The organism is Chitinophaga sp. 22308 (genome assembly GCF_052045305.1).
In the GTDB taxonomy this organism is placed as follows: domain Bacteria; phylum Bacteroidota; class Bacteroidia; order Chitinophagales; family Chitinophagaceae; genus Chitinophaga; species Chitinophaga varians_A.
Genome location: NZ_JBQEOP010000010.1, coordinates 1 through 16,572, shown reverse-complemented (window position 1 = coordinate 16,572; position 16,572 = coordinate 1). Strand labels below are relative to the sequence as shown.

The 16,572-nt window shown below is 50.8% G+C and carries 10 protein-coding genes; 5 read left to right on the top strand and 5 right to left on the bottom strand.

The annotated features are described in order from the left end of the window. Positions 1 to 112 precede the first annotated feature (112 nt). Positions 113 to 772 carry a translation initiation factor IF-3 gene (gene infC, locus ACTJJS_RS30875; RefSeq protein WP_168875092.1) on the top strand — a complete coding sequence of 220 codons (660 nt, stop codon included), beginning with the start codon at positions 113 to 115 and terminating at the stop codon, positions 770 to 772. A gap of 163 nt (positions 773 to 935) precedes the next feature. Here infC and ACTJJS_RS30870 read toward each other — a convergent pair whose 3' ends face one another. Next, positions 936 to 1,451 carry a hypothetical protein gene (locus tag ACTJJS_RS30870; protein ID WP_440667638.1) on the bottom strand — a complete coding sequence of 172 codons (516 nt, stop codon included), beginning with the start codon at positions 1,449 to 1,451 and terminating at the stop codon, positions 936 to 938. A gap of 17 nt (positions 1,452 to 1,468) precedes the next feature. Further along, entirely contained in the window at positions 1,469 to 2,056 is a 588-nt protein-coding gene (locus tag ACTJJS_RS30865) for an HD domain-containing protein (protein WP_440667636.1), read from the bottom strand. A gap of 163 nt (positions 2,057 to 2,219) precedes the next feature. Here ACTJJS_RS30865 and ACTJJS_RS30860 point away from each other — a divergent pair, with 163 nt between their 5' ends. Then, positions 2,220 to 3,197, top strand: a complete 978-nt coding sequence (locus ACTJJS_RS30860; RefSeq protein WP_440667634.1) for a cation diffusion facilitator family transporter — start codon at positions 2,220 to 2,222, stop codon at positions 3,195 to 3,197. 92 nt (positions 3,198 to 3,289) lie between these two features. On the opposite strand, the gene ACTJJS_RS30855 is transcribed toward ACTJJS_RS30860, so the two are convergent. After that, a complete protein-coding gene (locus ACTJJS_RS30855) occupies positions 3,290 to 4,501 on the bottom strand; it encodes a serine hydrolase domain-containing protein (RefSeq protein WP_247655114.1) in 1,212 nt (403 codons plus the stop codon). A 322-nt stretch (positions 4,502 to 4,823) separates the two neighbouring features. Here ACTJJS_RS30855 and serA point away from each other — a divergent pair, with 322 nt between their 5' ends. The 3 genes from serA to ACTJJS_RS30840 all read left to right on the top strand — a co-directional run bounded on the left by serA (position 4,824) and on the right by ACTJJS_RS30840 (position 8,682). Continuing rightward, complete coding sequence (gene serA / locus ACTJJS_RS30850) at positions 4,824 to 6,059, top strand: phosphoglycerate dehydrogenase (protein ID WP_168875096.1); 1,236 nt, start codon at positions 4,824 to 4,826, stop codon at positions 6,057 to 6,059. A 221-nt stretch (positions 6,060 to 6,280) separates the two neighbouring features. Beyond that, positions 6,281 to 7,069 (top strand): hypothetical protein, encoded by a 789-nt coding sequence (locus tag ACTJJS_RS30845; protein ID WP_440667632.1) that lies wholly within the window; start codon positions 6,281 to 6,283, stop codon positions 7,067 to 7,069. A gap of 26 nt (positions 7,070 to 7,095) precedes the next feature. Next, positions 7,096 to 8,682 (top strand): S41 family peptidase, encoded by a 1,587-nt coding sequence (locus tag ACTJJS_RS30840; RefSeq protein ID WP_440667631.1) that lies wholly within the window; start codon positions 7,096 to 7,098, stop codon positions 8,680 to 8,682. Positions 8,683 to 8,744: 62 nt separating this feature from the next. Here ACTJJS_RS30840 and ACTJJS_RS30835 read toward each other — a convergent pair whose 3' ends face one another. Together ACTJJS_RS30835 and ACTJJS_RS30830 are read right to left on the bottom strand one after the other, a co-directional pair. After that, positions 8,745 to 10,976, bottom strand: coding sequence for a glycoside hydrolase family 20 protein (locus tag ACTJJS_RS30835; RefSeq protein ID WP_440667629.1), 2,232 nt, complete (start codon positions 10,974 to 10,976; stop codon positions 8,745 to 8,747). Between the two features lie 132 nt (positions 10,977 to 11,108). After that, a partial coding sequence (locus ACTJJS_RS30830; protein ID WP_440667627.1) for an HYR-like domain-containing protein occupies positions 11,109 to 16,572 on the bottom strand: 5,464 nt, incomplete at its 5' end.

Genomic DNA, 16,572 nt, shown 5'->3' with positions numbered 1-16,572 from the left:
TATGTTAATTGCACGGAATTTTCCCCTTATTTTTGTAGAAGTTGTTTTTGGTCCATGTGTGGGATATGGACCATGGACTATGAACAATAATTAATAAATCTTAATTTTTTTAATGCAACAAAAACCCAGACCAAATTTTGGCGGTAATAATCGGGGCAGAAACCCGAATTTCCGCAGGGAACAACAACAAGAACACCGGACCAACAGAATGATCCGTGTTCCTGAGGTCAGACTGGTAGGTGAAAATGTGGAGGTCGGCGTTTACAGAACGGAGGACGCCCTGCGTATGGCCGAGGAACAAGGCCTCGACCTCGTGGAAATATCCCCTAATGCTGCGCCCCCCGTATGCCGTATCATCGACTACAATAAATTCCTTTACGAAAAGAAAAAGAAGGAAAAGGAAATGAAGGCGAAGGCGCACAAAAGCGAGGTGAAAGAAATCCGCTTTACGCCTAACACCGACGATCATGACTTTGACTTTAAAGCTAAACATGCGGAGAACTTCCTGAAAGAAGGTAACAAGGTGAAAACCTATGTACAGTTCAAAGGCCGTGCTATCATGTTTAAGGAGCGTGGAGAACTGATCCTGCTGAAGTTCGCTGAAAGGCTGGCTGAAGTAGGTGGCCTGGAAAGCATGCCTACCATGGAAGGTAAACGCATGATCGCCATCTTCGCACCAAAAGCTGCCAAGAAAAAAGAAAAGGAACCTAAAGAACCAAGAGAGCCGAAAGAGCCTCGCGTTGCTGAAAGCAAACCCGAAGACAAAGCTTAACGGTATCAAATTTATACAGCGGCACCGGCAGGTATCATCTACCTGCTGTGCCGCTTTTTTGTTGGACAAATACGGCTGCAGCAGCATTGCAGATAACGCTGGTACAACAGCTGTGCGTATTTTAAAATGCTGTCCATAATCCCCTGAAAGCGATGCCCGTTTCTCAACTGATATCCTTCATTACCTTTTTGGCCCGTGAACGGATACCGGGAGAAGGGTCATGCTCCAGCAGGTCTTCCAGCAGTATACGTATTTCATTCCTGATGTCAGGGTAGGCCTGTGCGAGATTAGATAGTATGGTCATGGAAAAGGCCTTGATGGCAATCATTTCCTTCGGGTCTTCCAGGTACTGAAAGCAGGCGTTCATTACCGGGCCATGCAGCTCGGACGGAAGGGTCATGTGCTGCAGCACCCGCAGCACATTTCGTTTTACAGCGGAAGGCAGCCCGGCTGTCTCCATACGGGCCACCATTTCCGGCAGGTGCGGGGTCATCAGCTCGGGGTGTTTGTCGGCCACCAGGCTGATGATCCAGGCGCTTCGCTGCACCACCCGGTATTCATCTTTCAGAAACAGCTGCATCAGCTGCGAGAACCGTTTGGCATCACCACCAATCCAGCCGGCGATATAAAGGGAATGTTCCTTGCTGTGGGCCGATAGTATTTCTTCTCTGAGTTTCATACTACGGCAATATAGAATTAATCTCCCAGTTGTCCATATGCCAGCAGGTAACGCTGCATGCGCGTACGCATCCTGTCCAGGTCGGGCTGAAGTACCGGTGTGTCCGGATCTTTGCCCATATCGTCCCAGATCCTTAACTGGATGTATTGTTCGAATAACGGATCGGCACGGAAGACTTTTGCTTCAGAAGCTGTCATGGGGCCGCCCTGGTACCGCAAAGTTTCCTTGCTCGCTTCTGAGAGCGTATCATAGTAGGCGCTGTCTGTCCATGTGAGATACCTTTTTGCGGCCACATGGCTTGCCACCAGCTGTCCCATTCTTGGTGGAAACCCGCAGGAAGTAAGATAACGGTACCCTATGGTATCGTGTGCCTGCGCACCATAGATGTCCATCTGGTCGCCATTTTCAAAGAAATGGCCGATGTCGTGCAGAAAAGCGGCCAGTATCATTTCATCGTCTGAACCGGTCTGTTCGGCTATGAGGGCGGATTGCATCATGTGCATCAGCATAGTCACCTGTTCTCCATAGGCATGGTGGCCGTATTGCTCGTACAAACCAAAAAGTTCGTCTACCACAGCATTAGCCCGGATTTCTCTACTGTTCATTTCGTTTATGGGTTTACGTTAGGGGGCAAATTTCAGCTTATTAATTTCGTAAAAATTTAGCGGGCCGGTGTTACGGGAATATTAATTTTCACTGCTGCCGCAGTGGGAGCAATACGGTAATAACCGTACCTTTGTACTTTCACACCCATACAATCTGATCTACTTGCTAAGAAGAGAATTACGCGTCATTCTGGTGTCGCTTGTCGTTAGTTTCATCCTGACCATGGCCAAATTCCTGGCTTACTATCTGACCCATTCCGTGGCCATTCTTTCTGATGCTATGGAGTCTATTATTAACGTGGTGGCGGGAGGTTTTGCGAGTTACAGCATCTACTTGTCCGGTAAACCTAAAGATGCCAATCACCCCTACGGGCATGGCAAAGTAGAGTTTTTCTCCATCGGCTTTGAAGGTGCCATGATTTTCTTTGCGGGGGTGCTCATCCTTGTTAAAGCCGCACAGTATTTTATTTCACCGAAGGAACTGCACGAAATGAGCAGCGGCTTATGGCTGCTGGGTTCTACCACACTGGCCAACCTGCTGCTGGGGCTGTACCTGATCCGTTCCGGCCGCAAGCTGGGCTCTATCACCCTGCGGGGTAACGGTCAGCATATCATGACCGACGTATATAGCAGCGTGGGCCTGCTCATCGCGCTGGGCGTAATCCATTTCACCGGCTGGAATTGGCTGGACCCGGCCGTTTCCGTATTGATGGGCGTCCTTATCCTCACCAACGGGTATCAGCTCATGCGGCGTTCTATTTCCGGCCTGATGGATGAAACAGACATGCAGGTGGTGGACAAGGTAATTGCCATTCTCTCCGCCGAAAGGGTGCCCAATTGGATAGACATTCACAACATGCGGGTGCAACAATACGGCAACAACTACCATATCGATTGTCATATTACTATGCCCTATTACCTCACGCTGACGGAAGCACATGATGAAATGAAGAGGGTGGAAGTGCTTGTCAATAAAGGATTTGAAGGGAGCGAGGTGGAATTCTTTATTCATATGGACCCCTGCATTCCCACCTGTTGCCATTACTGCCTGAAGGAAGCATGCCCTGTGAGGAAACATGCTTTCACCGGAGAAATCACGTGGACGCGGGACAACGTGTTGCCGAACCGCAAACACGGGTAAACGACGAATATCCATCAACATAAAATAACCAAGGGGCGAAGGTCATTATTGATCTTCGCCCCTTGGTTTATATACATTTTATCCTACGTGATCTATTCTGCACCGGCTTCTTCACCATCGCCATGGCCCATCATTTCGCGGATAGGCTTCACCGCCTGGTAAATACCACGGTTGTATTTGTTGCCCAGGATGATCAGGGTAGTAGTGTCTTGTACAAAGCGATAAAACACGGTGTTATTACCATGCCACCAGCCATTGTGGTACACAATGTTTTTGGTGCTGTCAGGATATACCATCAAACGCCATCCCAGGCCGTAATTGCGGATGCCGGGTTTTTCATGGCTGTAGGGGGTATAGGCGGCTTTCAGCGTGGCAGAATCCAGCAGTTGGCCGGAATACAACGCCTGGTCCCATTTGAGCATGTCACGGGCGGTGCTGTAAATGCCTTTGTCGCCCATTACGCCATCGAAGTATGTATCTGGTTCAGCCTGGCCATTGTATTTATGGCTTTGGGTCTGATGACGCCGTGTCGCTGAAGCCGGGTCATAAACAAAAGTATTGACCATCTGCAGCGGCTTGAAAAAAGTTTGCTGCATGAAGTCTGCGTATTTCTGCCCGGTGGCCTTTTCTATAATGGAGGCCAGCAGGAGATAGTTGGTATTGCAATACTGGAAGTGTGTGTCGGGCAGGTGCTGGATGGGCGGCTTGTGTTGTTCCATCAGGCGGATCACCTGATCGTTGGTAATAAAAGCTGCCTGGTCTTTCCAGAGGCTGTCGCAGAAATAAAGATAGTTGGGCAGGCCGCTGCGGTGGTTCAGCAGCATGCGTACATTGATCCCTTTGTAGGGGAATTCGGGGAAGAATTTCTGAATGGAATCTTCGAGGCTCAGTTTCTTTTTTTCTGCCAGCCACAGCACAGCTGCGCCGGTAAAGGTTTTGGAGACTGATGCCAGTTGAAAGGCGGAGCTGTCTACTACCGGTGTTTTAGTTCGGTAGTTTTCCAAACCATGGTATTGTTCAAAAATGATAACGCCTTTTTTAGCTACCAGGATAGCGCCGTTAAAGCCGCTGCGCAAGAGTTTCCCGGTATAAAATGCATTCAGTTCCCGTTGTAATTGCACGGTGCGTGGTGCTTTAAGCACAGCTTCCCGCTGTGCTTCTGTTAGATTAAGCGTATACAGCGTGCTGTCTGATATGGCTTTTTTTCTGTTCGCTTCCTTGCGTGCTGCATTGCCCTGGCAGCTGGAGATAATGGCAATTCCCGTGATAGATAAGATGATGCTTACTGCTTTCAATCGCTTCATTAGAGGTGATTCACTGACTTACTTAATGCTTATTCTCTCTCAATATTTTCAAGGCGTTAAAATTATACTCATTGTCAATGTGTACCAAATATTACCAGGCATCCAACCCGCTTTTAATACATTTTTAAGCCCGTTGATTATTAAATCATCAAAAAAACGAGGGGTAGATACCTGTTTTTTTGATAAAAATCGAATTTGACTATGACAGTATTTGATTATTCCCCAACATAGAGTAGGTTTGTGCCTTGTTTGTTGTCCCGCGTAACCGCAATTATTAAGCCAATTGCAAGGATAAAATATACATATAATTCTTAATAATATTATGGAACAGGTAAAGTCTACAAGTTATCCGAAAGAAAAGATCAGCATTTTATTGTTGGAGAATATCAGTGACGCCGCTGTGGCAGAATTCACCGCTGCAGGCTATTCGGTACGCAAAGTGGCCGGAGCGCTCAGTGAGGCAGATCTGATCAACGAAATCAAGGATGTTCATTTATTAGGTATCCGTTCCAAAACACAAGTCACCCGCAAAGTGTTGGAGGCTGCAAAAAAGCTGCAGGCCATCGGTTGTTTTTGTATCGGTACCAACCAGGTAGACCTTAAAGCAGCCACAGAACATGGTGTGGCCGTTTTCAACGCCCCTTATTCCAATACCCGTTCTGTAGCTGAACTGGTGATTGGGTTGTCTATTGTATTGATCCGTCGTATCGTTGATAAAAATGCGGCCGCGCATAACGGCATCTGGATGAAAGAAGCCAAGGGCAGTTATGAGCTGAGAGGTAAAACGCTCGGTATCGTCGGCTATGGCAACATCGGCAGCCAGGTGAGCGTGCTGGCCGAAGGAATGGGCATGAACGTGATGTATTATGACGCGGAAACCAAACTGCCGCTGGGCAACGCTGTACAGCAGCGCTCCCTGAAAGAGCTGTTTGAACAGGCGGACATCATCTCCCTCCATGTGCCTTCCAACAGGTCCACCGAGATGATGATCAACCGGGAAACCCTTTCCTATGTGAAAAAAGGCGCCATCTTCCTGAACTACGCCAGGGGAGAAGTAGTTGACCTGGAAGCCCTGAAAGAAGCGCTGGAAAGCGGTCAGCTGTCCGGTGCCGCAGTAGACGTGTTTCCTGTAGAACCGGAAAAAAACGGTGCTGCGTTCAGCACCCCACTGCAGAAATTGTCCAACGTGATCCTGACACCGCATATCGGTGGCAGTACGGAAGAAGCGCAGCATAACATCGGCCTGGACGTAAGCGCCAAACTGCTCAACTATCTCGAGAAAGGTGCCAGCTTTGGGTCCCATACCGTGCCTGCCATCAGCGTGCCGCCAATCGAAAACACCCATCGTATCCTGCATGTACACCAGAACGTGCCGGGCGTACTGTCTGCCATCAACACTGCCCTGTCTGAAAATAAAATCAATATCCTCGGACAGTACCTTAAAACCAATGATCAGATTGGTTATGTAGTGCTCGACGTAGACCGGCAGCTGTCCCAGGAAGCCCTGGCATTGCTGAAAGACGTGAAACATACGATCAAAGCCAGACTGCTCTATTAATTGAATTTTCCTATTTTGTTATTTGGTTATTTATGGGCTACCTTTCCGTGGCAGCCTGTAAATAATCAAATAACAAAATCTTTAAAATCCCCAAATACCGGTTCTGTCTTCCCGACTGACCGTTTCATCGATTCTTTTTCCTGCCTTCCCCGCTTTTTATGTAAATTGTTTCAGATTTGTTTGTTATCCTTGCAAGCGTAAACAGCAATCAAAACAAAAGCATGAACAGTATCAACGTACGCATGGCAGGGGTAGCACTAACAGCCGCACTGCTATGGCAGGTAAATGTAAACGCGCAGGACAGTGAGCCTAATAAATGGGCCCCAGAGAACATCCACATCGATGGCCAGGCAACAGAATGGCCCAAGCCACTGCAGTTTTATAACAACGATACCAAACTCTTTTATACGATCGCCAATAATAAGGACACCCTGTTCCTGATCGTGAGCGTGCCTGATAAGATAAGCCAGCAACGTATTTTGCGGTCCGGACTGAGTGTCTCCATCAATCCCACAGGGAAGAAGAAAGGAGGCGCCATGATCACTTTCCCGCTGGTAGGGGAAATCAATAATGCCCCCGACGTACCACAGGAATCCCGCCAGAAGCTGGCTGAGGAGTGGAGAAGACAGGCCCTTGCAAATGTGAAGGAGATCAAGGTGGAAGGGCTTACCGGCGTAACAGACGGTAACATACCGGTCAACAATACCAATGGCATCCGTACTGCGGCTGCTTTTGACGCGGCAGGCAACCTGGTCTGCGAATTGGCCGTACCACTTTCTGTGGCAGGCATCCCTGCCGGATACGATAAACCGGTAGCTTACCGTTTTAAAGTAAACTCCCTGAGCGCGACCGAACGTCGTGAACAGGAGAAAATCCTGCGGGAGAAACAAGCCAAAGCAAACAAGGATGGCGGTGCGCCAGCGATGCCGGATGAAGAGACCCGCATGAAAATGATGCTGTTCTTTTCAACAGAATTCTGGACAAGACAGACATTGGCGGCGCATCCGTAACATTTCAATTAGTCTTAACCGTTATTATGCATAGAAATCTGTTTACCTCAGGAGCCAGGATAGCCCTTGCCGGCGCTGCCTGTGTGCTTTTATGGACGGCGTGCCGCAAAGACAACAAGGGATCGCAGCCCACACCGTCGGGTATAGACACCACCAGTAAGCCTGCATCGGCGTATGAAGATTCCCTGAAGTACCTGACGTACCAGATCATGCAAGTCTCCTATGCAGACGGCGGCCGCAATGCATCTGCCGGATTGCCTACCTACTACTGGTATTCCCAGGTGCCGGCCCTCAACCCGCTGGACACTAAATATGCCAATGCCGACAGCCTGTTGTCCGTCATGAAATCATATGCCATTAATCCGGCCACCACACAGCCGTACGATCATTACAGCTTCCTGGACCGCAATGGCGTGCTGACCAACAAACTAATGAACGGCATCTCTGCACAGACCTTTGCGGCCACCAACAACGGCGATTACGGACTGGATTATGGCGTGGCACTGGACAACAGCAACAATGCCCGCATATTTATATTATACGCAGACAAGAACGGGCCGGCCGGACAAATCGGCGTTACCCGCGGATGGGAAATCATTTCCGTGAACGGTAACAGCAATATATCCACCAGTCAGCCCTTCCTGCAGTCGTTGTACAATGCTATCTTCAACAGTACTTCAGTAACGCTCGGGTTCAAACGGCCCGATGGCAGCACCATCACCAAAACCCTCACCACTACCAGCTATAGCATCAATCCGGTGGTGTTTGACACGGTGTTTACGGTGATCGATAAAAATAACATCGCGAAGAAAGTGGGATATTTCTCCATGTATACTTTCTCCAGCATTATCAATAGTACCGGCCAGGACACCTATACCCGGACGGTGCTGGACCAGCTGTTCGCCAAATTTGCATCGCAGGGGATTAACAACCTGGTGGTGGATTTCCGCTACAACGGGGGAGGCGCGGTGTCAACAGCGGAATATCTTGATAATGCGATCGCTCCGCCTGCAGCAGCCGGTCAGCTGATGTACAACACCATCTTCAATGACAAACTGATGGCGCATATATCGGACGTTAATCTGACCACCACCACCAAATTCGCAGCCGCTACCAGCAAACTCAATCTGGACAATGTGTTTTTCATTACAACCGGTAACACGGCATCGGCCAGTGAGCTGACGCTGAACAACCTGAAACCGTATATGCCTGTAAAACTGGTGGGATCTAAAACATATGGTAAACCGGTCGGTTTTATCGATTTTAATATTTCTGTTTATGACCAGAATCACAATAAGAAATACCTGGCAGACCTTTATGCTATTAACTTCGAGACAAAAAATGCCAATGGCGTGGGAGGATATTTTGCAGGTATCAACGTGGATGCACCTGCCAACGATTACGTGGACGTGGCCTGGGGAAATACACGGAAAGACGCTAATCTGATAGCAATCGTCAATTATCTGACCACCGGCAGTTATACGTCCGGCGCCCGTGTGGCCAGTACTGAACTGAGTGACTTGCGTCAGGCGATCCCGTCATTGAAACCGGTGAATGGTTTTAACGGCATGGTGGACTATGAACGCAGCCGCATTATTCGCGCCAGCCACTAAGAAAGATTAAAATTATATATCCCCGCAAAGCCGCTGACAGTGCTTTGCGGGGATTTTTTTTATCAGTAGATGATGATCTCGTCGGTGAACATAAATCCACGTTGTTCGTTCTTCGCGTGGATGCGCACGTAACGTGCCTGCTGTTGATTGAAATTGAATTTAAAATCTTTAAAAGCCAGTGTAGACAAGGTGACCGGAACATCATTGTTGATCTGTTGTACCGTCCGGAAGTTTTGACCATCGTCTGATAGCTGCACTTCCACCCATGCCGGGATATAAACGCCGGGCCCGGTCAGTTGCATAAAATTGAGGGACAGGCTATGCAGCGGCGTTACTTTTTCCAGGTCCACCGTGACGTCCATATCGCCCAGGAACCCTTGCCACTGGCCGTCTCCGTAGGTCAGCGAACCTTTGTATCCGTTCACTAAAGTAGCCTCGCGCTGTGCTGCGTATTTTTCGTTGTAGGGTCTGTTATAGATCACTTTTTTGCCCAGTGCGATATGATCGTCTACCGCCAACACCGCTGGTTTGCCTTGCAGCACCGTGTCCTGGAAGATGGCAGCCGTTACCACAGCGGAGCCTTTTACCATAAAGCGGCCGTTGTACAACGTTGACTGTGGAGTAGGCGTGGAGCCGTCCAGCGTGTAACGTATCTGTGGCTGATATTGTTCCGTGCTGAAAGTGATGGCCGCTTCATGCTGTGCGGTATTGATTTCCGGATGGATGTTCACCGCGTAAGAGGGCCGGTAATAGTTTACGTTTAGCCGTTGCAGTAAGAGATAGTGTGACTGTATCCGCCGATGGAAGTCTTCCCAATTTTTATGCAGCGTATCTGACCAAACGACCTCGGATAATGCTATCACCCTGGGATAGGACATGTATTCCAGGTGATAGGAATTAGGGATGTACTCCGTCCAGATATTGGCTTGTGCGCCCAATACATGTTTTGCTGCCGTGCTGTCCAGCTCCCGGGGCACCGGTTCATAACTATACACTTTTTCCAATGGAAGGAATCCGCTGATAGCTTCTGGTTGTGTAACGGGATCGGCCTGATAACTGTCGAAATAACAATAGGCGCCGGGCGTCATGACTACGTCGTGGCCGGCTTTCGCTGCCGCGATACCGCCGCTTTCACCGCGCCATGACATGACAGTAGCCTCCGGAGCAAGGCCACCTTCCAGTATCTCGTCCCAGCCGAGCAGTTTGCGATGGCGGGAGATCAGGAATTTTTCCATCCGGCGGATGGCGTAGCTCTGTAATTCTTTTTCGTCTTTAAGATGTTCCGTGTGGATGCGCTGCTGGCACCTCGGGCATTGTTTCCACGCTTTGGTAGAAGCTTCATCGCCGCCGATATGAATGTATTTGGAAGGGAAGATGGCTATTACTTCGTCCAGTACGTTCTGGAGAAAATAAAATGTTGAGTCATTACCGAGGCAGAACTCTGAATTTTTATAAGGGATACCGGAGCAGGAGAGCTCAGGGTACATGGCCAGCACTTCTTCTGAGTGACCGGGCATTTCTATTTCCGGCACCACGGTGATTCCCCTTGTTGCGGCATAGGCCACGATTTCCTTTGCTTCCTGTTGTGTATAATATCCGCCGTAGGCGTTAGGGTCGCCTTCATGGGAATAGCGGCGGTCGCCTTTTCTCCAGTCTTTCCAGTTGCCGGCGGTGCGCCATGCAGCCTGTTGGGTGAGTGCCGGATACTTTTTGATTTCCAGCCGCCAGCCGGCTCCATCGGTGAGATGCCAGTGGAAAGTGTTTATCCGGTAAAGTGCCATCAGATCGATAAACCGTTTGATGTATGTCGCCGGGAAAAAGTTGCGGGACACGTCGAGATGTACGCCGCGGTATCGGAAGCGAGGTTGGTCAGCGATGTCTGCGCAGGGCAGCAGTGAGCGGTTGGGCTGCAGCCAGCTGAGTTGTACGATGGCCAGCGCGGCATTGATAGCGCCGGCGTTGCTGCGGGCGTCGATGGTGACCGCTGTGGGAGAGATCCGGATGCGATATCCATCAGGATGGGGTATGGCGTGGGCGTTAGCTTGTCTGAAGATAATGGTGGAACGGGTTTTCCCATTGGTGGGGAAGGCGCCCATTTCTTTCAGCAGCTGCGTGGCCTGCCGGAAATCTTTTCCCGGGAAAATAAGTCCCTGGCCGTTGAGATGAAAAAAGCCGGTACCTGCCGTCACCTGTGTGGGACGCGGGACCAGGTCGAGGTTACCGGTATACTGCGCTTTCCCTGGCAGCACACTGCATGCTGTCAACAACAACACACTGACACAATACTTGAACATAAGCCTGATAAAATTAAAGGACAATGATAGGGAAAGAATTACAAAAAAGGGAATGGCAGGGTGTCTTAAAAGCAGAAAGCATAAAGCCCGGAGGCCTTATGCTTTCTGCAACAGGAGTATTCGATTACACTTTTATCTTACCACGGTCACTTCGCCTTTGATAACATTGGAAGCGCCGCCGGCTACTTTTTTGTAGGTGAGCCACCATACGTAGGTGCCAATATCTACCGGGCTGCCCTTGAACTTACCGTCCCATCCTTTGTGGCTGTCGGAGGAGATGAAGATCAGTTCGCCCCAGCGGTTGAAGATCCGCAGTTCGTAGTCGAACATAGGTCCGCGTACTATTGGTCTGAACACATCGTTCCGTCCGTCACCATTTGGTGAGAAGGCGTTCGGGAACTGCGGTTTCGGTTCGCACTGTGTGAAGTTGACTCTGATGTCGTCTGTTGCGCTGCCGCAATCATTAAACACGGTCACTGTGTAAGTGCCACCATTGGTAACCTGCAGGGTGGGCGAGGTGCTGCCGTTATCCCAGCGGACGCTGGTGATGCCGTTGCCCTCAGCGCGGAGTGTCAGGGTTTCGCCTATACACATCACGGTATCGTTGCCCAGGTTGATTTTCGGTACACCGGTGATGTTTACGTTCACGCTGTCGAGATATACCCGTTGGCAGAAGCGGTCCATCACGGCCAGTTTGTATTTGCCGGCTTGGCTTACCTGTTTGACAGGGTTGGTGTCGCCATCGTTCCAGAGGTAGGATATTGCGTCTGTGTTGGTGCCGTTGAAGGTAACGGTGCCGTCAGGGCAGATGTTCCTGTCAGGGCCGAGGTCTACCTGGATACCCGGTTTCATTCTTACGTTAACGGTATCTTTTACCACGCAGTTGTCTCTGCTTACAGCCACCCAGTAACCGCCTGGTTTGTTGACGATGATGGAGTTGCTGGTTTCGCCTGTCTGCCATTTGATGCGGCCGCCGTTGGAAGTAACGGTGAGCATGATGGACTGGTCAGGACAGATCGCAGTGTCGCGGCTCAGGGTGATGTCCGGTGGCGGATTTACGCTCACTTTCACGGTGTCGATAGTGATACAGGCGCTCTTCATCACTTTCACCCAGAATTGTTCCTGTGTGCTGACGAGGATGGAAGAGGTGGTAGCACCGGTGCTCCAGAGATAAGTGGCGCCGTCTACATAAGCGTCCAGTTTCACGGATTGGCCACGGCAGATGGTGGTGTCCGGAATAGTTACCAGCGGAGTGGGGATGAGCCCTACTTTAATGGTATCGCTGGTGATACACTGGCCGTTGCTGACATTAACCCAGTAAGTGCCTGCCTTGGTGATCTTGATCCGTTGTGTTGTTTCACCGGTAGACCACTTGATGGTGTAGGCAAAGTTGGAAGCGCCTGCATCGAGTACGAGGCTGTTGCCGCCGCAGATGGTGGTGTCTTTGCCGAGGTCGACTACCGGTTTCTGAATGTAATTCAGCTGGTAAGTCATGGTATCGGAAGAGCAACCTGTTTTACCGTCCGTCATGATGAAGGAGGCAGAAGTCGCACCGTTCAGGTTGAACTGATTGCTGCGTTGTGTCAACGGCAGGCCTGTTACTGCGTTGGCAGGTGTTACGGCCACCAGGGTAAAGGTTGGCAGGTTCACGTTGCCTACCGGTTGCAGGGCTACTCTCGGGTTATCGGAGCAGTTGGCCGGCAGGGTAGCGTTCAGCTGCGGTTTCGGACAAGGTTTGATGATGATGCGTTGGATAACATCGTTGGCTTTGTTACCGCAGGCGTCTGTGATGCTCCATCTTCTTACGATCGTATAGCCGTTACAGATGTCTTTCACAAACGGGTCCTCGCTGTATACTGCTTTTTTCGGGAAGGCCGGGTCACAGTTGTCGGTGGCGGTTAAGGTCACCGGCGCCGGGATCGGGTCCTGACAGTAGATGGTCACATCTGCCGGGGCAGGCATGATCACTGGTCTGGTGGTATCCTGTACGGTTACTACCTGTTTTACCGTTGCGATGTTACCGCAAGCGTCTTTCGCGGTCCATGTTCTGATGATGCGGTAGTTGTTGCCGCATGCACCAGCGATGGTTTCTGTAATAGTTTGACGTGTTACGGTCAGACCGCTGCCGTTGGCGCTGCAGTTGTCCGTAGCTGTCACATTGGTAACAGGGGCGGGGATAGCATCGCAGTTCACCGTGGTGTCTCTTGGAGGGAGTACGGTGAATACCGGTTTAGTGGTATCCTGTACGCGGATGGTCTGCTGCATGGTGGCTTTGTTGCCGCAATCGTCAGTCGCTGTCCAGGTACGGATTTCCAGGTAGTTACCGGCGCAATCTCCCGGTGTTCTTTGTGTTTTGGAGCTGGTGATCACCTGGATGCTACCGGAGCAGTTGTCTGTAGCGGAGATCACTGGCCATGCTGGTACTTTATCACAATCTACCACGGTGTCTTTTGGCGCAGGCATGGAGAATACTGGTCTGGTGGTGTCCTGTACGCGGATGATCTGTTGTACAGTGCTACCGTTGCCGCATTCATCCAATGCTGTCCATTTGCGGAAGATGGTGTAGTTGCTGTTGCACATGCCTGCCTTGCGAACGATAGAGTCTCTGGAGGCAACGGTGATGATGCCTGGAGTACAGTTATCGGTAGCGGTCAGGTTGATGCCGGTCGGTACTTTATCGCAATCCACTGTAGCGTCAGCTGGTGGCTGCATAGTGAATACCGGAGCAGTCATGTCTTTCACGGTGATGATCTGTGTCAGTGTTACACCGGTGTTGCAGGCATCTTTCGCTGTCCAGGTGCGGACCAGCTGGTAGTTATTGCCGCAGGCGCCCGGGATGTCTTTCCGTACTTCCACCACAGGGATAGTGATGTTGCCGGCACAGTCGTCTTTTGCGATCAGATCTACTTTCGCAGGCACCTTGTCACAATCAACAGTAATGTTGGCCGGAGCAGGGGTGATGAACACCGGTGCTTTGGTATCCACGATGGTGATAGTCTGAGACGCTTTGGCAGACAGGCCGCATCTGTCGATGGCAGTCCATGTACGGGTGATGGTCGTGAGACATGGTGAAGTGACGGTGGTCACATCATTATAGGTCACACTCAGGGACACGTCATCATAAGGTGCGTGGCTGAACACCGGTTTACCGAAGAGGGCAGTGTAGTCTTTACCCTGTACACATTCGGTAGTGATAGCAGGAGGTTCAGACACTGCGAACGGTGCTTTATTGACAACGGTGATTTTCACCACGTTGCTGATGTTGTTGATACATGCACCAGAGGATACCAGTCTTCTGTACCAGATATCTGCGGACAGCTGACCTGGCTGATAGGTATCGGCGGTAGCGCCCGGGATGTTGGTGAACGGTCCGGCTGCACCGGCAGTGCTTTGTTGCCATACGTAAGTGTAGGTGCCGTTACCTCCGGAGAGGGCGTTGCCACGGATAGCGCCCGGCGTTTCAGTCATACATACCGTTTGGTCCGCCAGGATGGTATTGCCCAGAATCGGTTTACGGTTGATCAGTGTAGCACTGGAGCTGGTGGCAGCACATTTACCGTTGCTTACTACCCATGTCAGCTGTGCTGTTTCACCGGCAGGTACGGTAATGGTTGCTTTCCTGTCAGTGGCGTTGCTGATAGTGATCAGCGAAGCGTTGTTGCTGGTGACTACCCATACGCCTTTGGCGCCTGGTACGCCCGGATCGCTGGCATTCATAATGAAGGTAGCGTCGTTGCAATGTTCCTGGTCAGGGCCGGCGTTAGCGGCTACCGGTGTCAGGTAGTTGATCAGGGTCACATCGTCCCAAGTGGAGCTACATACACCGTTGGTGATGGTCCAGCGCAGGGTTACGGTATCGCCCGGATTTACTTTCACTTTTGACACAGGGCTGTTGATAGACCTGATGACAGCTGTTCCTTTGATGATAGACCAGAAACCTGTTGCGCTCGGTACGCTTGGAGCGTCAGCTGCGAGGGTGAAGTCCATCAGCTGGTTACAAGCTTCCTGATCGGGGCCTGCGTTGGCGTCGAGGGCTTTCGCATAGTTGATCAGTGTCACCTGGCTGGAAGAGCTGGCACATTTGCCGTTGGCGATGGTCCATTGAAGGATAACGGTATCGCCTACATGCACTTTCACTTTAGTGGCCGGGTTATTCGGCTCGTAGATAGTAGCTCTGCCTGGTACACGGCTGATGTCTGTCCAGGTGCCTGTTGCACTGGAGGAGCCGGGTTGATTGGCGTCCATTACAAAGTCGGCATTGGTATTACATTTTTCCTGGTCAGCACCGGCGTAGGCAACGGCAGCTGCTTTGTAGTTAATAATAGTTACTCTGCTGGAAGTGGTTTTACATGTACCGTTGGTGATGGTCCATTCCAGTACCACGGTGTCGCCAACGGGCACTGTTACAGCGGTCAGCGGGTTGGTCGGTTGTTTGATCACCGCTCTTCCCGGTATACGGCTGATGTCTTTCCACATTCCTGTAGCAGTTGGTACGCTTGGTGCGTTGGCGCTCATCACGAAGTCGCCTGCCTGGTTACATGCTTCCTGGTCCGGACCGGCATTGGCGTCTGCTGCGGTAGCGTAGTTGGTGACAACTACGTTGTCTGAGGTAGCCGCGCAGGTACCATTGGTGATGGTCCAGGTGAAGGTTACAGTGATACCGGCTTTCACGGTCACTTTGGTTTTAGCGTTGTTTGGCTGATCGATGGTAACACCGGTAGTAGTAGAGGCTGTCCATGTACCGGAAGCGCCAAACTGCGTAGGTGCGTTACCGTCGAGGGTGAAGTTTTCATCATCACAATGTTCCTGATCAGCACCGGCATTGGCAACGGCAGGTGTTTCGTAGTTGGTCAGCACTACATCGTCGCTGGTCACTGCGCATACACCGTTGGTGATAGTCCAGGTGAAGGTGGCTGTTTCTCCAATTGGCAGGTATACATTGGTTACCGGCTGGTTCGGATTGCGGATGATGGCTTTCGGGTTGTTGGTCGTCCAGGTACCGGTTGCGCCGGCAGCTTTCGGATCATTACCTTCCAGCTTCAGGTCTGTTGTAATGTTACAGAAAGTTTTGTCTTCTCCTGCATTTGCTTTGGCAGGCAGTTCGTACACAATTACTTTGGCAGATGCGCAGGCAGTGTTACCGCAGGCGCCGGTGCTTTCAGCACGTACAAACCATGTAGTGGTGACAGATACATTTTTAAAGGTTGCGGTCCGGCCGTCTGCGCTGATGGCATCAGGAGTTACCGCTATGCTGCCGGGAGTTCCCGGGCAGCCGTTGATATACCATTTCCAGGTAGCATTGGTGGCACCGTTTTCATCTGTGCCGAGGCTGCCACCCTGGATAGTCAACACTACATCTCCTTTGTCGCAAATCTCAGCTGCATTCACACTGATGCCGGTAGGCGGTGTGGAAGGCTGCATGATTTTCACAGAGAAGTTTTTGGTGAATACGCAACCTGCGTTGTTGGCGTCCTGAACGGTCAGTACGAAATCATAGGTACCAGCCGCTGTGGTAGCAGGGTAGGATACCTTGATAGTACCAGCACCGGTCCATGCAGCGTCCACGATGTCAGTGAAGCCAGGCAGGGCGTTGGTA